15 protein-coding genes, 2 tRNA genes and 1 pseudogene are annotated in these 19879 nt (G+C 44.0%); 3 read left to right on the plus strand and 15 right to left on the minus strand.

Annotated elements, in window-relative coordinates; all coding sequences use genetic code 11:
• Nucleotides 1–43: 43 nt before the first annotated feature.
• The 5 genes and pseudogenes from K5609_RS13950 to K5609_RS13970 all read right to left on the minus strand — a co-directional run.
• Nucleotides 44–520 (minus strand): annotated as a pseudogene (locus K5609_RS13950) (group II intron maturase-specific domain-containing protein); the annotation flags it as partial.
• 243 nt (nucleotides 521–763) lie between these two features.
• On the minus strand, nucleotides 764–2935 hold the full coding sequence (katG, locus tag K5609_RS13955; protein ID WP_221074185.1) for a catalase/peroxidase HPI: 2172 nt from the start codon (nucleotides 2933–2935) through the stop codon (nucleotides 764–766).
• A 544-nt stretch (nucleotides 2936–3479) separates the two neighbouring features.
• Nucleotides 3480–5096 (minus strand): methyl-accepting chemotaxis protein, encoded by a 1617-nt coding sequence (locus K5609_RS13960; RefSeq protein ID WP_221074186.1) that lies wholly within the window; start codon nucleotides 5094–5096, stop codon nucleotides 3480–3482.
• 269 nt (nucleotides 5097–5365) lie between these two features.
• On the minus strand, nucleotides 5366–6043 hold the full coding sequence (locus tag K5609_RS13965; protein WP_221074187.1) for an LrgB family protein: 678 nt from the start codon (nucleotides 6041–6043) through the stop codon (nucleotides 5366–5368).
• On the minus strand, nucleotides 6043–6459 hold the full coding sequence (locus K5609_RS13970; protein ID WP_221074188.1) for a CidA/LrgA family protein: 417 nt from the start codon (nucleotides 6457–6459) through the stop codon (nucleotides 6043–6045). Before K5609_RS13970 ends, K5609_RS13965 begins: the two co-directional genes overlap by 1 nt.
• A 92-nt stretch (nucleotides 6460–6551) precedes the next feature.
• Between K5609_RS13970 and K5609_RS13975 the strand changes: the two genes are divergently transcribed.
• The gene (locus K5609_RS13975) at nucleotides 6552–7562 is read left to right on the plus strand and encodes a 2-hydroxyacid dehydrogenase (RefSeq protein WP_221074189.1); all 1011 of its coding nucleotides are present in this window, start codon (nucleotides 6552–6554) and stop codon (nucleotides 7560–7562) included.
• A 331-nt stretch (nucleotides 7563–7893) separates the two neighbouring features.
• Here K5609_RS13975 and K5609_RS13980 read toward each other — a convergent pair whose 3' ends face one another.
• The 3 genes from K5609_RS13980 to ushA form a co-directional block, all read right to left on the minus strand.
• Nucleotides 7894–8277: a nuclear transport factor 2 family protein gene (locus tag K5609_RS13980; protein WP_016401793.1), complete on the minus strand. Its 384-nt coding sequence runs from the start codon at nucleotides 8275–8277 to the stop codon at nucleotides 7894–7896.
• 57 nt (nucleotides 8278–8334) lie between these two features.
• Nucleotides 8335–8700, minus strand: a complete 366-nt coding sequence (locus K5609_RS13985; RefSeq protein ID WP_221074190.1) for a cupin domain-containing protein — start codon at nucleotides 8698–8700, stop codon at nucleotides 8335–8337.
• A 517-nt stretch (nucleotides 8701–9217) separates the two neighbouring features.
• Nucleotides 9218–10876, minus strand: a complete 1659-nt coding sequence (ushA, locus tag K5609_RS13990) for a bifunctional UDP-sugar hydrolase/5'-nucleotidase UshA (RefSeq protein ID WP_221074191.1) — start codon at nucleotides 10874–10876, stop codon at nucleotides 9218–9220.
• 227 nt (nucleotides 10877–11103) lie between these two features.
• Here ushA and hutW point away from each other — a divergent pair, with 227 nt between their 5' ends.
• Nucleotides 11104–12468 (plus strand): heme anaerobic degradation radical SAM methyltransferase ChuW/HutW, encoded by a 1365-nt coding sequence (hutW, locus tag K5609_RS13995; RefSeq protein ID WP_221074192.1) that lies wholly within the window; start codon nucleotides 11104–11106, stop codon nucleotides 12466–12468.
• A gap of 192 nt (nucleotides 12469–12660) precedes the next feature.
• Here hutW and K5609_RS21860 read toward each other — a convergent pair whose 3' ends face one another.
• The 7 genes from K5609_RS21860 to K5609_RS14025 all read right to left on the minus strand — a co-directional run bounded on the left by K5609_RS21860 (nucleotide 12661) and on the right by K5609_RS14025 (nucleotide 19035).
• On the minus strand, nucleotides 12661–12789 hold the full coding sequence (locus K5609_RS21860; protein WP_281423323.1) for a hypothetical protein: 129 nt from the start codon (nucleotides 12787–12789) through the stop codon (nucleotides 12661–12663).
• A gap of 651 nt (nucleotides 12790–13440) precedes the next feature.
• Nucleotides 13441–13531 (minus strand) — tRNA-Ser (locus K5609_RS14000).
• 53 nt (nucleotides 13532–13584) lie between these two features.
• Nucleotides 13585–13675, minus strand: a tRNA-Ser gene (locus K5609_RS14005).
• A 183-nt stretch (nucleotides 13676–13858) separates the two neighbouring features.
• Nucleotides 13859–14851 (minus strand): Gfo/Idh/MocA family protein, encoded by a 993-nt coding sequence (locus tag K5609_RS14010; protein WP_221074193.1) that lies wholly within the window; start codon nucleotides 14849–14851, stop codon nucleotides 13859–13861.
• A 158-nt stretch (nucleotides 14852–15009) separates the two neighbouring features.
• On the minus strand, nucleotides 15010–17091 hold the full coding sequence (locus tag K5609_RS14015) for a TRAP transporter permease (RefSeq protein ID WP_221074194.1): 2082 nt from the start codon (nucleotides 17089–17091) through the stop codon (nucleotides 15010–15012).
• A gap of 58 nt (nucleotides 17092–17149) precedes the next feature.
• Nucleotides 17150–18154: a TAXI family TRAP transporter solute-binding subunit gene (locus K5609_RS14020; protein ID WP_221074195.1), complete on the minus strand. Its 1005-nt coding sequence runs from the start codon at nucleotides 18152–18154 to the stop codon at nucleotides 17150–17152.
• A 161-nt stretch (nucleotides 18155–18315) separates the two neighbouring features.
• Complete coding sequence (locus tag K5609_RS14025) at nucleotides 18316–19035, minus strand: substrate-binding periplasmic protein (protein ID WP_221074196.1); 720 nt, start codon at nucleotides 19033–19035, stop codon at nucleotides 18316–18318.
• A 132-nt stretch (nucleotides 19036–19167) separates the two neighbouring features.
• Between K5609_RS14025 and K5609_RS14030 the strand changes: the two genes are divergently transcribed.
• Complete coding sequence (locus K5609_RS14030) at nucleotides 19168–19872, plus strand: L,D-transpeptidase family protein (RefSeq protein WP_246611858.1); 705 nt, start codon at nucleotides 19168–19170, stop codon at nucleotides 19870–19872.
• Nucleotides 19873–19879: the final 7 nt, after the last annotated feature.

Here is a 19879-nt window from a genome sequence, read left to right on the forward strand (position 1 = left end):
CCAGCCCCCACAACACCCTGCATGCGGCTCCGCACAGGGCGTTTCACTTAGAATGGTGAAGCTTTATCCATCCATCTCGTAGCGCAAATAGATCTTGGGATTTCAAGTAAGCATTCGATAATGCCTGCTGTATCCCCGGTGTTTTTGAGCTCCTCCATGGGCCTTTACTGGTGATACCACACGCCACTGCGGCTTGAACATGTACCCCTCGGCGCATCAGGTTCCTCACTTTGGTTCTAGGCTTACGCCATTGTCGCCAATAGGCCATTCGTACTCTGCGCCTTATCCAGTGATCTAGATCGACACACAGTTGATAGCAATTAGCGATACCAAAGTAGTTTATCCAGCCTCGGAGGTATTGACTCACTTTAGCGAGTTGATAAGTCATCGAGACGCCCCAGTTCCGGTTGGTAAGGCGCTTTAGCTGTTGTTTAAAACGGAGTAGCGTTTTTGCGTGAATTTGTAGCCGTCCCGCTTTGAAGGTAAATCCTAAGAACTTACTCTTCGCCGTTTTAACTACAGGCACGGCTCTTTTACGAGAAGCATTAGCTCGAGTTGGTAGACCATGCAGACTATATACTTTTCAGGAAAATCGAGCAGCGAGACAATTTTATGAAAAGCAAGGGTTTGGAGCGATTGAATTTAGAGATGGCTCGGCGAACGAAGAGAGCGTTCCCGATGTTTTATATGAACTTGTTTAGGACGGTACACATCAAATAAAAAGGGCTCCACAAGGAGCCCTTTGGTTAGTTATCGATTGAGCTTATACATCGAAGCGATCGGCATTCATTACTTTAGTCCAAGCAGCAATAAAGTCTTTGGCGAACCTTTCTTTATTGTCGTCTTGAGCATAAAACTCGGCATAAGAACGCAGTACTGAGTTAGAACCGAACACCAAATCAACCCGTGTTGCTGTCCATTTAACTTCTCCACTAACACGCTCACAAATATCGTAAGAGTTTCTGCCCGTTGGCTTCCAGGTGTTAGCCATATCGGTAAGGTTTACAAAGAAATCATTACTTAGTGTGCCAACCTTGTCGGTAAACACTCCCGCTTCAGAACCCGCATAATTGGTGCCTAATACTCGCAAACCACCAATTAGCACGGTCATTTCTGGCGCACTTAAGCCCATTAACTGAGCGCGGTCGAGCAGTAACTCTTCTGCGGTAACCACATAATGCTTCGGCAAGTAGTTACGAAAACCGTCTGCTTGTGGCTCCAATACTTCAAAAGACTCCACATCGGTCATCTCTTGGCTAGCGTCACCGCGGCCAGCCGTAAACGGTACAGCCAAGTTTAAACCGGCTGCTTTAACGGCTTGTTCAACACCCACATTACCAGCAAGTACAATTACATCGGCAAGGCTTGCACCTGTATCTGTAGCAATTGCTTCCAATACACTTAATACTTTAGCCAGTTTTTCTGGCTCGTTAGCCTGCCAATCCTTTTGCGGAGCTAGGCGGATCCGCGCGCCATTTGCTCCACCACGTTTATCAGAGCCACGATACGTGCGGGCGCTATCCCAAGCGGTAGCCACCAATTCAGCTACGCTTAGGCCGCTAGCAGCAATGCGTAGTTTTACTGCATCTACATCATAAGATGTTGAACCTGCAGGAATAGGATCTTGCCAAATAAGATCTTCGGCTGGAATATCTGGCCCGACATAAACAGACTTAGGCCCCATGTCGCGATGGGTTAATTTGAACCAAGCTCGTGCAAAGGTTTTAGAGAAGTACTCTGGGTCATTCTTAAAACGCTCAGAAATCTTGCGATACTCTGGGTCTACTTTAAGTGCCATATCCGCGTCGGTCATTACTGGGTTATAACGAACACTAGGATCTTCAACATCGGTAGGTTTGTCTTGCTCTTTAATATCTACAGGTTCCCATTGAACCGCTCCTGCAGGGCTTTTTGATAGCTGCCATTCATAACCAAACAGCAACTCAAAATAGCCGTTATCCCATTGGGTTGGATGGGTAGTCCAAGCACCTTCAATACCGCTAGTAACGGTATCTCTGCCGATGCCACGCTTGCTATGGTTATTCCAGCCTAAGCCTTGTTCTTCAATGCCCGCGCCTTCTGGCTCTGCACCCAACAAAGAAGCATCGCCGTTACCGTGACACTTACCTACGGTATGACCACCAGCAGTTAAGGCAACAGTTTCTTCGTCGTTCATCGCCATACGTGCAAAGGTAGTACGCATATCTTGCGCGGTTTTAAGTGGGTCTGGCTTACCATCTACGCCTTCTGGGTTTACGTAGATCAAACCCATCATTACTGCAGCCAATGGGTTTTCCAAATCACGTTCACCGGAGTAACGAGACCCTTCTCCGCCACTTTCTGCTAGCCATTCTTTTTCAGCACCCCAATAAATGTCTTTTTCTGGGTGCCAAACATCTTCGCGTCCAAAAGCAAAACCAAAGGTTTCTAAACCCATTGATTCATAAGCCATATTACCAGCTAGCAGCATTAAATCGGCCCAGCTAAGTTTGTTGCCGTATTTCTTCTTGATTGGCCATAATAGGCGACGCGCCTTATCTAAATTGGCATTATCTGGCCAAGAATTTAACGGTGCAAAACGCTGGCTACCACTAGCACCGCCCCCGCGGCCATCTGCCACACGATAGGTACCAGCCGAGTGCCAAGCCATACGAATCATCAAACCACCATAATGCCCCCAATCAGCTGGCCACCAGTCTTGACTGTCGGTCATTAAGGCTTTTAAGTCTTTTTTTAAGGCTTCTACATCAAGGGTTTTGAGCGCTTCGCGATAACTAAACGCCTCACCAAAAGGGTTGGTTTTAGTATCATGCTGATGAAGAATATCTAGGTTCAGTGACTTGGGCCACCAATTCATATTTGCTGCTTGGGGGGTGGTTGCTCCGCCATGCATCACAGGGCATTTACCACCAGAGCCATTATCATTCTCTTTCATAGTCACTCCTTAAATATCACGTTTATATTGTTTTTATATCGGCTGTAAGAGCAGCCTTAGACTAATTTCCAACTCGAAATTAAGCGTATAGCCATATCGTTGAGCAAGCCAATTTGTATAACCTATCGCAGCGATAAGCGACGATAACCTTATAAAAATAATGGTTAATTAGAGTTTTAACTTAAAGTAAGTAGGAAGGGCCAAGAGCTTTACAAATCTTTACTTTGTGGAGAGGCTGCAAGTGATAGGAAACAAGATTCATTAGGCGAAACATAAGTGACAATAGAAAATACTATTTAGCAAGGAAAACTATCTCAAGGCTTAGCAAAAAAGCTAACATGGCTGCAACTTTGGGTGTTGCGCCCATCAACATAGCCAAACCAGCTGCGACAGCGGAGTACATGCAAATAGCCAAAGGAGAGGTTTAACAGCCATTGCCAAATCTAAAAACTCAATTTGTCTTACTTAAAGGTCTTAAGCATTGGCAAAAAAATGGTTTTCCTGTTTTATCAAACCATCAACAAATAAAGTGAAACCTTTGATGTTAAACCTTATAACTATTAACCATGCTTCTTAATTGGGTAGCTAATGCCACTACTCGGTCGGCTATCACGCTATCTTCTCCAGCGTCTTTGGCGGTCAACTCAGCGATATCTTGAATATTAGTCACATGCACATTTACTTCACTAACCGCTTGATTTTGTTGATCTGCAGACAGTGCCATTTGCGAGTTTAGTTCCGCTATTTCTGCACTATGGCTGGCAATATTATCTAAGGTATCGCACAACTCGTTAATGTGAACTTCTGAATCATGCGCTGAACGATTAGCTTCGCTCATCACATCAACCACTCTATTTTTTTGAACATTCAACTGTTCATTAATCGCTTTAATTTCGTCGGTAGACTGACGGGTTCGACTTGCTAACGAACGCACTTCGTCCGCTACCACTGCAAATCCCCTGCCTTGCTCCCCGGCTCGCGCTGCTTCAATGGCTGCATTTAACGCCAACAAATTGGTTTGTTCGGCAATAGCCGAAATAGTATCAACCATCAGGTTTACTTTTTCGCTTCGCTCACCCAGCTCTACCAAACTTTGGTTAGCCTGATTAACAATACCAACCAAGGCTTGCATGTGGGTCATAATTTGTTGGGCTTTATTAGCACCAGATTCGACTTCCAAGTTGGCTCCTTGGGTTCGCTCTGTGGTGTAATTAGCATTTTGCTTAACCTCATTAGAGGAGGCTTCAATCTCCAATAAAGTTGCAGCGACCGAATCGGTCCCTGATTTAAGATTAACCACCGACTTTTCGGTTGACTCAGCAACACTTTTTACTCGCTCTGCCGCATGATGCAACTCTTCACTGCTACTAGATATTTGCACCAGATTATTTTTAAATGATGTGATTAAACTTTGAATAGAGGCATACACGCCACCAATTTCATCATGCTTTTGGTCTGAGAAATCGACACTTAAATCTGAGTGAGTAGCAGCCTCTAGCAGGCGACTTCGCAACAGGTTTAAACGTTTTGCCACTGCGCCACGGAATATAAGCCCAAGCATTAACATGCCAACGAAAAACACAACAGCTAACAATCCAGCCTGTTTAAACAACGCACTATTAATCGCTTGTTGCGCATTAGCTAAGGAAAACTCCACTTGAATAACCGCAGCAACCTCTCCTTCTTTGCTGGTAACGTGACAAGATAAACAATCTATTCCGCCGTGGTCAGTACTCATAAATACTGGTTGTAGTGCTCTTATAATTGGCTGGTCGTTAACACTCGTCGCTATTGAAAAGCGCTCACCATTAAAGGCCTGCTGCTGTATATCAGTTAAAGTCGGCAATGGCTCATTGGGATGAAACATGCTTTGAATAGCTGGTGCGGGGATTAAGCGGATATCAATGATATTATCTTGGCTTAACATCTTCTTATGAAGCAGTTGCTTATTTGCCATTGCGCCCGATAACATTAGGGTATTTAAGGCTTCGAAATAACTATCGCTTAAGGATGTAATCTGTTGATTAGCCATATTTCGAACCAATGCCTGTTCGTGGCGGTAAGTGAAACTAAGGGTAATAATCAACAGTGATATGCCAACAATAACCATAGTGATATATAGTTTTGTAGCAATCGACCAACGATGAAAAATCGCCTGCATAGATATCTCCATATCGCAGATGTGAATCCATTCAAAACCTCTATTTAACAATAGTTTAAAAATGTCGAAAATAAACTGACAATATTAATTAAATAATACCGGCGAGGCTCTCTCGTTGATTAGAATTCTACAAGGAGTTTGTCTAAGTCATCGACTGACTCATTCTAATGGACTGCTCTTGGTCTTTCCAAAGCAATAGACGAAGGACTAGAACTGCATAGTTTCAAGTCAAAGGTGATTATCAGCACCGCTAAAAGCTGTGGTTAACTTCAAGTAAACAGCGGCACAATAAGCGGACAAAGCATTGCACTAAAAGTGGCACTGAGCACTAAAGCTAAGGCGCCATAAGCACCTTGCTGATGCCCCTCTTCAGCAATGCGAGCAGTCCCCAAAGCGTGACAGGCCGTACCCATGGCAATACCTTGTGCTTTGCTTGAATGCACACCACATAATTTAAGTACCGGTATCCCAACCACCGCACCCACTAAGCCAGTTATCAGTACAGCAATAGCTGTTAATGCAGGCTCCCCAGCCACTTGTTCACTAATTAGCACCGCAATAGGCGTAGTGACTGATTTAGGCGCTAAAGACGCCGCGATTTCAGGCGATGCCCCAACCACCAGCGCCAAGCCAACTGTAGTAGCAATAGCCACAACAGCCGCAACAACAATAGTAATAGCAATACGTGGTAGTTCTGCTTTTATATCGTATAACTGCTTATATAAAGGAACCCCTAAGGCAACCACTGCGGGCTCTAGTAGCTTACTTAGCCACCCACTATATTGATTGTAATCGTCAAAAGAGATGTCTAATGCCAACAAACTAACCACCAATATGCTCAGGGTAATTAGAACGGGATTAAGCCAGGTAACCGAAAAACGTTGTTGCAGATGTTTTGCAGCAATGAACAATCCAATGGTTAGCGGCAGGTAAAGAAAATTCACCATTATTTTGCCTCCCCGTCTACGGATTGTGGCTGAGTAGCCTTAAGCTCATGCTTGTGCTCCCAGTGTTGGTAAGCTTTGCCAACCACTACCAGTAAAATCAGAGTCGCCAATGCACAAGTAAGCAACATTGCAGGCAAAGCCTGTAATAAAGTTTCAATATGCTCTACTAAGCCAATACTAATAGGTACAAACAAAAGTGACATCCAGCGGACAAATTGATTAGCAGTTCGCTCTACCCAAGCCAGTTTAATCCAGCGAAACTGTAAGGCTATAGTTAACAGAAGCATACCCACAATACTTGCAGGGAGAAGGTTTCCGCTAATTTCACTTAACCAACGACCAGCCCACAACGCAGCGTAAATCACCGCTAATCCAGAGGCCATTTCTAGAACAACTGATTTCTGAAACTTTCTCATAACTCTTGTCGACTTTTGTTATTCAATGACGCTATTATGTAATAAAATTACAAAACAAGCTATCGTTAGCTAACATTGTTTTAGGAGACGCTATGAAGATTAGTTTTTTCAGCGCTAAGCGCTACGACCGCGAACATTTTGATGCCCAAAATACATCTTCAGCTTTTAGCATCGAGTATTTCGATACTGCCCTCTCGGCAAAAACTGCCCGCTTAGCCCATGGCGCTGATGCGGTATGTGCCTTTGTAAATGACGACTTGTCTGCCGCAACTTTGGAAGCCTTAGTCGAACACGGAATCCAACTTATACTGTTGCGCTGTGCGGGCTTTAACAATGTTGATCTCGCCAAAGCAGAGCAACTAGGCATTACTGTTTCACGCGTACCGGCTTACTCGCCGGAAGCAGTGGCCGAACATGCCATCGCGTTGATGATGACCTTAAACCGTCGTATTCACAAAGCCTACCAACGCACCCGCGATGCCAACTTCTCATTAGAAGGTTTAACTGGCATGAACATTTTCGGTAAAACCGCTGGAGTAATAGGCACCGGGAAAATCGGCTTAGCCACCGCGCGCATACTCAAGGGCTTTGGTTGCCGAGTCATTGCTTTTGACCCTTACCCAAATGACGCAGCTAAAGAGCTAGGCATAGAGTACGTAAGCATGGCAGAGCTACTGGCGCAATCAAACATTATTACCTTGCACTGCCCGCTTACCCCTGAGAATACTTACTTAATTGGTAAATCGGCCTTTAGTCAGATGAAAAAAGGCACTTTGCTAATCAACACGAGTCGCGGCAAACTGGTAGATTCTACGGCCTGTATTGAAGCACTAAAAGACGGGACATTAGGCGGCTTAGCTTTGGATGTGTATGAACATGAAAAAGAATTGTTCTTTGAAGATTTATCCGCCGAAGTTATTTTGGATGACGTGTTCCGCCGCTTGTCAGCTTGTCACAATGTTATCTTTACGGGTCATCAGGCCTTTTTAACCCAAGAAGCCTTGCAGAGCATTGCTGATACCACCTTGCTAAACGCTAATGCATTTAGCCAAGGGCAACGTAACGGCAATGAAGTAACCGCCGAAGTGGTAGACAACAGCTAATCTAGATTTTGGTGAAATACCCAAAAAAAACCATAAACTAAAGGCAGCATAAAGATGCTGCCTTTTTAGACTTAGATTGCACATCGGCTATAAGTTGGTTATGTGGACCATTGGTCCCAATGTAGACGGTTTGTTTGGCTTCGCCGCGCTTTGGCAAGTATGGTTATTAACCGCGGTATTAGCTGTTGTGTTGTACCTGCCTACACGCGCGTTCTCCCGCTATAAGCACACTAGCAAAAAAGCTTGGATAAAGTACTTTTAACTCTTCTGCTCCCATAAACAATAAAGCCGACTTTTAGTCGGCTTTATCCCCAATGCAGCTCCTTTTTGATTAAAACATACTATTGCCATTAGCACTGCCTTCTGGCACTTCTTGTATGCTGTCCCAATGCTCTACAATTTTGCCATTCTCATCAAAGCGGAAAAAATCCATGGTGACATATTGGTCATTTCCCGGCCAAATTTGGTGAGTATGTAATGCCACCATGTCACCTTCGGCAATACAGCGTAAGAACTTAATTTGTTTGTTGGGATAGTCGCGCTGCATTTCATCGAAGTAGTCTATAAAACCTTGCAAGCCATTTTTAACTAAAGGGTTATGCTGAATGTATTCATCTCCGACATACATTTTTACCGCCTTAGCTGGCTCACCCAAATAAGCCATTTGATAAAATGCCACGGCGTTAGCTTTATTCTGCTTTAACTGGCTGCCCATATCTTCTCCCAAGCAATCAAGTGATGTTATCTCAATAGTAGAACAAACTAGCCAGCACTAGCTTAACGCTTGGCTTGGATAAGACACTTCTAACACCAAACATTCTTGCTCACACGTAAATGGGCCATGAACCTCGCCCGGTGGTCGACTAGCGTAGTGCCCTGCTTCTAACCACAGGTCAAACGCCGCGTCATACAAACGGCCAGAGATAATGTAGATTTCTTCGGGATAAGTATGTGATTTAGCGCCAAAGGCTTTGGTATTTGCTCCAGCTTTAAAGCGAGTAAGGCGTGTATAGTCACCGGTGCTGTCATCTATGGCTAGGGTAAGCTGATGTAACTGCCCATCACTGCCCTCTATCTGTTCCCATTGGTTAGCATTGTTTGTAGCTAATACATTCCAGTATTGCGCGGTGGTTTTCATTAGCATCCTTAACATTTAAGTACTTAATGAACATAAGCTAAAAGATAGCGAGCTAATGCAATTTCGCAATCAACATTTAATGAACATAAACTAAAAGATAGCGAGCTAATACAATTTCGCAATCAACATTTAGTGAATAACAGCCACCAAAACCAAATATTTAATTGAGGGTATATCAAGGGTGTAGCTAGGGTCTGTTGATCTTTGCTGATGGTTTTTGCAGCAATTTATTAGCCATTTAGGCAAGGCAGTGAGTGAGCAGTTAAGTGGGCTTAATAATCACTCGCTAACGCTGAGTAAATGGCTAAGAAATGCTGCCCGAAGGGTTCGGGTAAGCGAACTTTACTCTTTGTTAAGCACTTCTTGCTTAGCCCACTAGGCTTCTAAGTGCTCGCCGCGATTAAAGCCCGCTTATCTCGAACAAAATTTCAACACCAAAGATCAACAGACCCTAACAACTAATCCTAAGATACAGTCAATAAAAAAGCCTCTTTAAGAGGCTTTTTATATCGTGCAACTACTGGTAGCTAATCTCACCCTTATCATCATAATCGGCGGCATTAACTGGGCTTTGCTGCTCTAAGTAAGCCTTAAGCACTTCGGCATCTACAAAGCCAGTGTCCACAAAGCCACTATGGTCTGTGATTTTAGGATAACCATCACCGCCAGTAGCATTAAAATTTGGAACAGTGAAACGGTACATACTGGCTTCATCTAAGGGTTTGCCTGCAATCACTACATCGCTCACTTTGCCATCAATTACTTTCATGCTAATGCCAGCAAATTGCGCGTAAGCACCGGTATCCACAGGCATAGCCGCAACTACCGATAAATACTCCATCACTTCTGCACCATTCATATCTACATAGGTAATGGTGTTAGAAAAAGGCTGTACGGTAAGTACGTCTTTATAGCTGATATCACCTGCCTCAATAGAGGCTCGAACACCACCAGAGTTCATTACTGCAAAATCAGCATTTACGCGTTCTTTATGGGCAGACGCAATTAATCGCCCTAGATTGGTTTGGCCAAAACGTACTTTGTCACGGTCACCCACTAAGCGGCCGCTTAGTTCAGCAATCTTAACATTAAGCTGCGCTTGGCCTTGTTCTTGGTATGGAGTTAACAAAGCCAGTACTTCGGGATTGTGGGCAATTTCCTCTTGCACAAACACCCGCTGTTTTTTGCCGTCTACTTTGATTTTTTTCTTTAAGTTAACCGGGATGAGTTTGTAGCTGTCTAAAGTAAACTCGCCGTTTTTAAACGTGTAATCGGCGCGCCCTACATATTTACCCCATTCATAGGCTTGGACGATCCAAGTGCCATTTTGTTGATCGGGTTTACATTCATCACCTGGCTTAAAAGTTTGGGTGTACATGTTGGGGCCTTCCATGCACACCGGCTCTTGCGAGTGGCCACCTACAATTAAATCTAACTCACCTTCGTTAAGTGAGCGCGCTAAACTTACATCTCCCGGCGCATTAACACCATGTTTAGCATTGGCATAGTGGCCCATATGAGTAACCGCAAACACTAAGTCGGGTTGGTGCTGCTGGTTAATCTCGGCAATCACTTTTTTAGCTTCTACTTTGGGATCTTCAAAGGCTAAATCCGCAACAGTATCTGGCAGTACCAGTTTATAGGTATCTTCGGTGGTGAAACCTACCACCGCCACTTTCACGCCTTGCAAGTCAAACATTTGATAGGCTTGAAACTTACGCTCTCCAGAGGATTTTGAATAGATGTTGGCGGATAAGAATGGAAAGTTAGCCCACTGTTGCTGCTTGGCTAACACCTCTAGGCTGTTATCAAACTCATGATTACCTATCGCCATGGCATCGTAACCCAACATATTCATGCCTTTGAAGTCTGGCTCGGCGTCTAATAAATCTGACTCAGGCACACCGGTGTTAATGTCACCTCCGGATAACAACAATACACTGCCCCCTTCGGCGGCCACTTCCTCTCGAATACTATCAATTAAGGTCTTCCGCGCTGCTAAGCCATACTCACCATATTTGTTGTGCCAAAAGCGGCCATGATGATCGTTAGTATGTAGTACGGTAATTTTATAGCTTTGATCGACTTGCCAAGTTTGCTCAGGGCTAGAGCTACAGGCTGCGAGTAGACCAGCCAATACAGAGGGAATAAATACGCGATAAATGAAAGGCTTCATCTTTCTTCCTTGATTCGATGGTTAGTAGGCTAATCATAGTTCAATAACAATCACTTACAAGCATAACAACCAGCATTAAAATGCCTAATTAGTGGCCTTATTTTGCATCTTAGCCAAAGGTGTTGATAACAAACACTTAAAAGATGAGAAACGCAAACTTGGCTTAGATCAAACAAACGCAAATGATAATGATTTACATTAAGGTTAAATAGTTATTTGAGTACAGCATGTCTACCATTGATCTCGCACCACCACAGCAATTGCCCGAAGCATTAACCGGCCAAGCCAGCCCTTCTCCATTACAATTTGCCTTCACCAAAAAAACTGGCGCTCATGCAAACCATGGCAAGCGTGAGTCTTTAAATGGCGAGCAAGCACACCAGATGCTAAGCAAGCAACTAAGCCAAAGCAAAGCGAGTCAGTTACCTCGCGCTATTTACATTCACATCCCGTTTTGTCGAGTTCGTTGCACCTTTTGTAACTTCTTCCAATACGCCAGCAATCAACAGATGATAGATGATTATTTTACGCTGTTAGAACAAGAGCTGATTGCTAAATCTCGCTACCCTTGGACACAAGCGAGAAGCTTTGATGCAGTCTATGTAGGTGGTGGAACACCCACTGATTTAAGCGCAGAGCAACTTAACCAGCTTGGGCAGCTTATTCATCGTTATTTTCCCTTAAGCGACAGCTGTGAAGTAACCCTAGAGGGCAGATTAAATCGCTTTGACGATCACAAGTTTGAGGCAGCACTTGCCGGTGGTTTCAATCGTTTTTCTTTTGGTGTACAAAGCTTTAACTCCAAAGTTCGCCGTGCTGCTAAACGCCTTGATAAGCGAGACTACATTGTAGAGCGCTTAAGCCAACTAACAGCCAGTAATCGCGCGACCATTGCGATAGACCTCATCTATGGTCTCCCCCACCAAACGCCAGAGAACTGGCAGCAAGACTTACAAGATGTGTTAGATACAGGCGCGCACGGTGTAGATTTATATCAATTGCTTACCTTTGGTGGCAGCGGCTTACAACGCAATATTGATGCGGGCCGTGAAGCCGTTCCTTTGAGCACCAGCGACAAAGCGTTAATGTACCAACAAGGGCATCAGTTCTTCGCCCAAAACGCTTTCCGACAGCTTAGTTATTGCCATTGGGCAAATGGAGAAAAAGAGCAGAGCCGCTATAACTCCTTAGCCAAACAGGGCGCCGAAATTTTGCCGATTGGCGCAGGAGCCGGTGGCAATATCAACGGTTACGCCTTAATGCAAACTCGAGATATAGATACTTGGCGCGCAGGCATAACAGAAAATAACTGGGCTTTTGAGCAGCTAAGTTTGCCGGCTAACAATGCTCAGCTAAAAGCAGCAATCACCAGTGCTTGTGATCAGGGGCTGATTGATGCAGATAAACTTCCCGATGGAAGAACGCTTTTTGAACATTGCCAACCCTTGTTTAAAGCTTGGCAAACAAATGGTCTAGTCAGTTTAACTGGCCAACAAGCCGCATTAACCATGGCAGGGCAATTTTGGTCGGTGAATTTAGCCAATGCCATGACCCAGTATTTACAGATGTACCCTTTATCTACCGGCCAATAATCTATTTATTTGTTACTAGCTTGTTATTAACCATTTAAGCTGCCAAGCTGTTTGTTCTAACATTTTACGAGTAGCAATATGTTTGGCACGGTAAGGACACTGTGGGCATTAATGGTAGTATTTGGACACTTGTTTTGGCTTAGCGACTTCGGTCGCTTTGCAGTGTTTGGCCACCCCAACATACACTACCGCTTAGTCGGTATTAGCGAAGTAGCAAAACAGCGATAGAAAATAAAGCTTAAGCGGGAAGTTAAGATAAACATCACTAATTAGGTTACCGCCGCCCATCAACACCATTGCAGCGGCTTTCACTTTACTCATCTAATTACGGTTGTTTTCAACGGCCATCAGCATACTAATGAGAAGAATAAATAGCTGTCGCACCCATTCAAACGACTCTTCAAGATCTTGTCTTTAATTGCATTTTTCAGAGTACTGCGCTCAAAATTATCACTATAAGGGACTGCAGCAATAAGGTAATGGGTGTCCTTTTTAGTCATCTAAGACCCGATGTCTAGAACTACCAAAAATATGTGAATAAACGGGGAGTAAATAAATAGTTACCGATAAAATATGCCTAAAGTAACTTCCCTGTTCTGGCTCAAGCAGCACCAGTACAAACATATGAGAGCAAAACAATGTAAGTACTCCCCCTGTTTACGCTTATTCATTAATCTACACATCATCAAAACGCCCACGCTATACAACAGCAGTAACAGTTGATTGAGTCCTTGGACACAAATCAGCGGTAAGCTAAGCTGTAACAAGGCCCGGCCAAAAGTTAATTGTGAAGGGCAAAATTTCATTTGTATTACGCTGGCGTTTCAATAAAAAGATCTAAGATGAGAAACAGAAAAACAACAGAGAGAACTTAAGGAATAGACATTTTAGCTATTAATATCAGCAGCTTAAGCTTTGAGCATTGACTAGGATATAAAACGAAAAAAGCCACGCTAAGCGTGGCTTTAAAAATGGCGGAGGAGGAGAGATTTGAACTCTCGAAGGGCTATTAACCCTTGCCGGTTTTCAAGACCGGTGCATTCGACCACTCTGCCACCCCTCCGCAGGGGTGTTGCTGCGATTAAAAAAACCATGCAGTGCATGGCTAAGTTAATATGGCGGAGGAGGAGAGATTTGAACTCTCGAAGGGCTATTAACCCTTGCCGGTTTTCAAGACCGGTGCATTCGACCACTCTGCCACCCCTCCGCAGCGGTGTGAATATTACGTTTATGATTTTCGAATGTAAAGACCCATTAAGTTTAACCGCTCGCAAATCAGACAATTATCCACAACTTTTTTAAGGCAAGATGATAATTTGTCCAAATCTATAAGCTTCGAGGAAAGCGATTACGCATTAATAGCCCTTTTTACAGCAAAAAACCAATAGCTTTACTCACTTAAAAATGGATATCTCACACCTATTTGAGAGCGAATTTCATCCATAATCTGCATGGTTTCAATACTCTCTTGCCAGCTCATCACTTCACTTTGTAATTTACCAGCAGCAACACAACTCATTACTTCTTCTATTTGATACTCAAAGCCCGATGCTCGAAACGGAAAGTCTTCAATTATATCTAGCTCGTCATGCACACTCAGACAAGCTTGAGTCCCAACCCAGAACATACTCGGTACGCGAATATGTCCTTTTGAACCAAAAATGGTGAAGCTGTTTTCTGTATTAGCCAAAAAGTTACAGGTAAATTGGCTGGCGCAAGGGCCATAATTCATAATCACACTGCTGCGCTCGTCTACCCCCGTGCTGCCAACAAGACCATCAGCTACAATTTTATGAGGTTTGCTTTGGGTAACAAACTGAGACATAGATACGTTATACACACCCATGTCCAATAAACACCCACCGGCTAACTCACGGTTAAGCAGGCGATCATCTTCGTCACGAGGGATATTAAAACCAAAACTGGAACTGATGAATTTAATCTCACCAATTTTTTGCTGCTCAAGCCAAGCGCGAACCTGTTGCCAAGCAGGCTGAAAACGCGTCCACAATGCTTCCATCAAAAACACATTGTTGGTTTTGGCTAAAGCGACCAATTGTTTCGTTTGAGCGGCGTTTACCGTTAGCGGCTTTTCACACAATACTGGCTTGCTTGCTTCTAGGCACATTTTAATACTGTCGAAATGAAACCGATGAGGGTTGGCAATATAGATGGCATCAACCTTGGGATCGTTTGCTAACAGTTGATAATCATCTAGCGCTATTTGGCCATCAAACTCATCAACAAAGTCCTGCGCACGTTGCAGATTAGAGCTAGCTACAGCATATAAAGTAGCTTGAGGAATAACTGCTATGGCTTCGGCAAAATTACGTGCAATACGACCGGGAGCAATGACTCCCCAATTAAATTGACCTTTTGTCATCTTTATTCTCTAAGGCATTATCAATGAGTTAATATTAACCAGATTAAACAGACATTCTAGATAGGTATACCGCGCAATTTCACTTGCAAATGTAAACTGTGAACTGGCGCTATACATTGTGAATTGTAATGAAATTATTCATCATCAAACACTAGATATCATGATGCCAGTTCAACGACTTGTTTGCTGCTTCTTTGAATATAAAACATTACACCCAATAAACTCACTAAAGCGATAATTTGCCAGTGCATTGCTAAGGGGCTTAACAACGCGACGGCTATGACTATCAAAAGCGCCCTCTCCCAATGTTTCAGCTGACGTTTTTGCCAGCCTTGCATCACTAAAGTAAAGGCATACAAGCCAGGCAAGGCGAAGATAAATACCTGAAAAGCAGCTAACCAATCGCCCTGCGCTAGCGGGGTGTAAGCAAACAAAATAGGAATAATGTACAAACCTTTGGCGATTTTCCATGAGGTAAATCCGGTGGCCATAGGCGGAGACTTAGCAATAGCCGCTGCGGTAAAGGTACACAAGCACACCGGAGGCGTAACGTTGCTATCTTGAGAGAGCCAAAAAATCACTAAATGAGCCGCCAATAGCAACATCGACAGCTTGTGTTCATCCAGTAACATTGGCCGTAGTATAGCCATCATTTCATCTGGCATATCGTTGATTACTGCTTGCGCTTGGGCAACTGTCATTGCCCCTTGCTCTGGACTAACTCCAACCAACATAAGAATAGCTTGTACATCGGCGCTTAACTCACCAGCGCTTAAAGCACTTACCAACTCTACGTTTGCCATTAATTGTAATAGCGCAGGAGCAGACAAGGTGGCCAGTACAATATAAGAAGCGGTTACGGGTAGGCCCATGCCCAACACCAAAGACGCCACGGCTACCAGCAATAGCGCCACTAACAAGCTCCCTCCAGACCACTCTGTAATCATCAAGGAGAAGGTATTACCAATACCAGCGGTAGCAATAACATTCACTATTAAGCCTACCGAGCAAAGCAGCACCGCAGTGACTACCATGTTGCGCGAACCAAGCGCGAAGGCATCTGCAATGGCCGAGAGCCCCATTTTATTTGGGGTAAACCACGAGCTCACAATCACCGCAATAATCGCAATCACCGCCGCATAGGTAGGCGTGTAGCCCATCACCAGCAATACAATTAACAAGGTGACCGGCACAATAAACGACAAGCCTTCGCGCATTACCATGGGCAATAACGGTGCTGTTTGCTCCATGGTGCGCGTTAAGCCTGCTTTATAAGATTCAGTTCGCACATAAAAAACCAGCGAAGCAAAATATAGAATGGCTGGCAGAATGCTCACCATCACAATGGTGCTATAGGGAATTTGCGTATAACTGGCCATTACAAAGGCGCCGGCCCCCATAATAGGAGGAACAATTTGTCCACCGGTAGACGCCGATGCCTCAACAGCCGCAGCAAAGCGCGGGCTAAAACCAGCATTTTTCATTAATGGAATCGTCACCACTCCCGTAGACGCGGTATTGGCTACAGCACTTCCAGAAATAGTACCAGTAAGGCCAGAGGCGATAATCGCCACAATACCGGGACCACCAACCAAGCGGCTAGCAATGCTCTTAGAGAGGTGAATTACAAAATCACCAGCGCCCGAGCGCAGCAAAAATGCGCCAAACAGGATAAACATGAAAACAAAGCTTGCGGAAATTCGTGCGATGTTGCCAAAAATAGCATCATCGCCATAGATGCTTCTAAACAACAGAGTCTCTAGGCTAAGGCCTTTAAATTGAAACACTCCCGGCACATAGTTTCCCCACCAAGCAAGGTAGGATATCGCGGTTACAATTAATATCGGAATCACCCAGCCAGTGGCTCGGCGTGTCATATCTATCGCACCTAAAATCACCATAGTGCCGCACAACCAATCTAATGCCACCAAACGTACACCACGTTCATAAATAAGATCTTCGGCAAACAATAAATATATCGCTGAGCAGGCAATGGCGAGTACCCAAAGTTTGTCTAAAATGGCTAATTGACGCTGCGAGCTGAGGGGCTTTAGCAGGCCGCAAAGCAGAATAAATCCGGCAAAGTGGAGGATGTTTTGCTGTAGCACGGCAATATCCGCAAAAATATTGAAGTAGACATGAACCAAGCTAATAATAATGCCTAAAACGTAAATAAGGGGTAAAGCGCGGGTATCTTCAACTTCTTGACGAATACTGTCAGGTACGGCATTCCATTGCATAGTGATCAATCCTGAAGAGAGTAAAGGAGACCTAGGCCCTGAGGCCTAGGCAAAACAACTATTGTGCAACTAAGTTATCAGGAATGTTTAAACCAGCTTCACGGTAGTAACGCGCAGCACCAGGGTGTAAAGGAGCAGGTAAACCCGCTAATGCCTTATCTAAGGCCATTGCATTTGTCGCCTTATGAATAGCTTGTAAAAAGCCTAAGTTTTCATAAATGGTTTTGGTAAGTAAATAAACAAATTCCTCGTCTACATCTGCATGCACAGCCAAAAAGTTAGGCTGCGCCATGGTGTTCCAATCTTTATCAAGATTTGGATAAGTACCCGCTGGAATAATATAACGCGTCCACAGACCTAAGCCACCGTTAGCTTTTTCCATTTGCTCATCGGTTACATCTAATGGGCTCACATCCTTTGCCGCTGCGGCAAACAGTTTGGTTACTGCCCCTGTTGGTGCGCCGGCAGGAGTATTAATGGCTTCTACTTGCCCATTTTGTAGCGCTTCTGCGGAAGGACCATAACCAGCAGAAAACAGTTCCATCTGTTTGTCGACATCTACACCTAAATTACCTAACAAAAAGCGATTAGAACCAATGGTTCCAGAGTTCTTTTTACCTAAAGCGACTTTTTTACCCGCTAAGGCCATTAAGTCACTTAGATCACCATTTTTAGCATGCTCATTTTTAACCACAAACTGCTCTACGTTTTGCCACAACATGGTGATTGAACGTAAATGAGTTTGCTTGCCTTCTTTCTCTAAGGGGCCACTGCCATTCACCGCATAAGAACCATATAAACCTTGAAGAATGGCAAATTGAGCTTCTTTATCACGTAGCAATTTAATATTTTCGCCCGAGCCTGCAGAGTTAATAGCAGAAACACTGACCTTGTGTTTTGGCTGAATTTTCACCTTAGTTAATGTTGCCAGCGCAACACCAACCGGATAGTAAGTACCGCCAGTACTGGCGGTAGCCAGTAGGTAGTTTGTCCCCGTGTCGGCCTGTACTGAAAAAGATAAAGCACTAGTGATTAGCGCAACCTTGCATAACCAATGACGCATGATGTTACTCTCCTTAGTAAACAGCCCTGCTAGCGCTAGAGCCAAACAAATAGCTAATTAGTCAATCATAATGATTTTATTGAATTTTCATCCTAGACACAGTTGCAAGCATTAACAAGTTATTAACAAGCCTAGTAAGACTAAAGTTGCAGCCTTAAGTCTTAATAAAAGTATTTTTGATAGAGCTGTTGAAAAGCTTCGGATTCTCTTACCTGCGCAAGAGCATGTTGAAACCTGGTTAATTGTTGCTGGCTAATTGAGCGATTGAAAGCAAAGCAGTAATCATTTTCAAACAGAGTGTACAAGGGCTTAAAACTAGACTGATGCCCTTCCAAGCTTTGTTCTGTTAAGGCGATTAAATCGACTCTTCGCAGTGCGAGTAATTTAAAAGCTTGCTCAACACTTTTTACTGGTATTAGCTCTGCAGTAAAGTCTGATCTAGTTAAGAAACCGTCGATAGCCTGCCCTTTCATAATCGCTATCTTCAGATTCTCAGCATCCTTAAGCGAAGTGATTTCTAGCTCGCTATCGGTTAAACCATAAAGCTTGCCTCGGCTTATATTGATAGGACAAGCCCACTCAAACTTATCTATGCGTGGTTGAGTCTTAATGGTGGAAAACAGCACGGTAAATGCTTGATGTTGCAAGGTGGCGTAACCGCGCGTCCATGGCACAATTTTCACCTTGGGTGCAGGGCTCTCTAGTTGAGCAAAGATCAGTGCAAGCAACTCAACTGAAAAGCCTACTGCTTTCCCATCTTCAAGGTAGTTATAAGGGAAAAACTCTTCGCTGTAATAGTCTAGTTGCTCAAGCGTTCGCGCGCTTAATTGGCCACAACAAAGCAGGCTTACAATGAATACAGTAAGTCTAAAAACCGACAAGTAAAATCCTCTTCTTATTTGTGAACACAGAGTAAGCGTCGCGGCTTTCACTCCCATTAAAGTGTCAACTATGGCGCTCGCCAGCAACTACAAGTACACTTCTCTCTCACTTAATCGATAGAGTATTAACTTTTGCGTTTTTATCGACTGTGCTGCGCGGCGCTTATGGCTTGCTGCAGCTTTTCACTGTTTGCCAACGATTGGTCTGAGTCGTCTTCACTACCAGCGAGTAAACGGTCGATTAAACAAGTAATTAACACTTACCATAACGATAGTCTAAAGCGACTATTGCCGCTATTTGTAGCTGCAAAAGTGGATTACCCACCACAAAAAATCACCTTATTGGCCAGCAAGCGCTCGCGCAGACTAGAGTTATGGGCTGATTCTGGAGAGGGGTTTAAGTACATCCATACCTATTGGATACGCCATGCAAGCGGAACCGCGGGCCCCAAATTACGTGAAGGTGATTTACAGGTTCCAGAAGGTATCTATGAAATTGAAGGCTTAAACCCTAACAGCAAATTCCATTTATCGATGAAGCTGAACTATCCCAATAGCTTTGATTTAGCCATGGCCAAAAAAGAGCAACGTCATCAACCCGGTTCCAATATATTTATTCACGGTAAAACATCCTCGGTTGGCTGTTTAGCTATGGGGGATCAAGCTATAGAAGATTTGTTTGTATTGGTTGAACGCATTGGACCGGGTAACAGCCAGGTTGTTATTGCCCCACATGACCCAAGGCTATTACCGCTGTTCCCAGTTCCAGATCATCTACCAGAGTGGACCGCCGAGCTATATCAACAAATTCAACAACAATTTGAACAATTTAATTAATGCGTTA

The sequence above is a fragment of the Agarivorans aestuarii genome, assembly GCF_019670125.1.
In the GTDB taxonomy this organism is placed as follows: Bacteria; Pseudomonadota; Gammaproteobacteria; order Enterobacterales; family Celerinatantimonadaceae; genus Agarivorans; species Agarivorans aestuarii.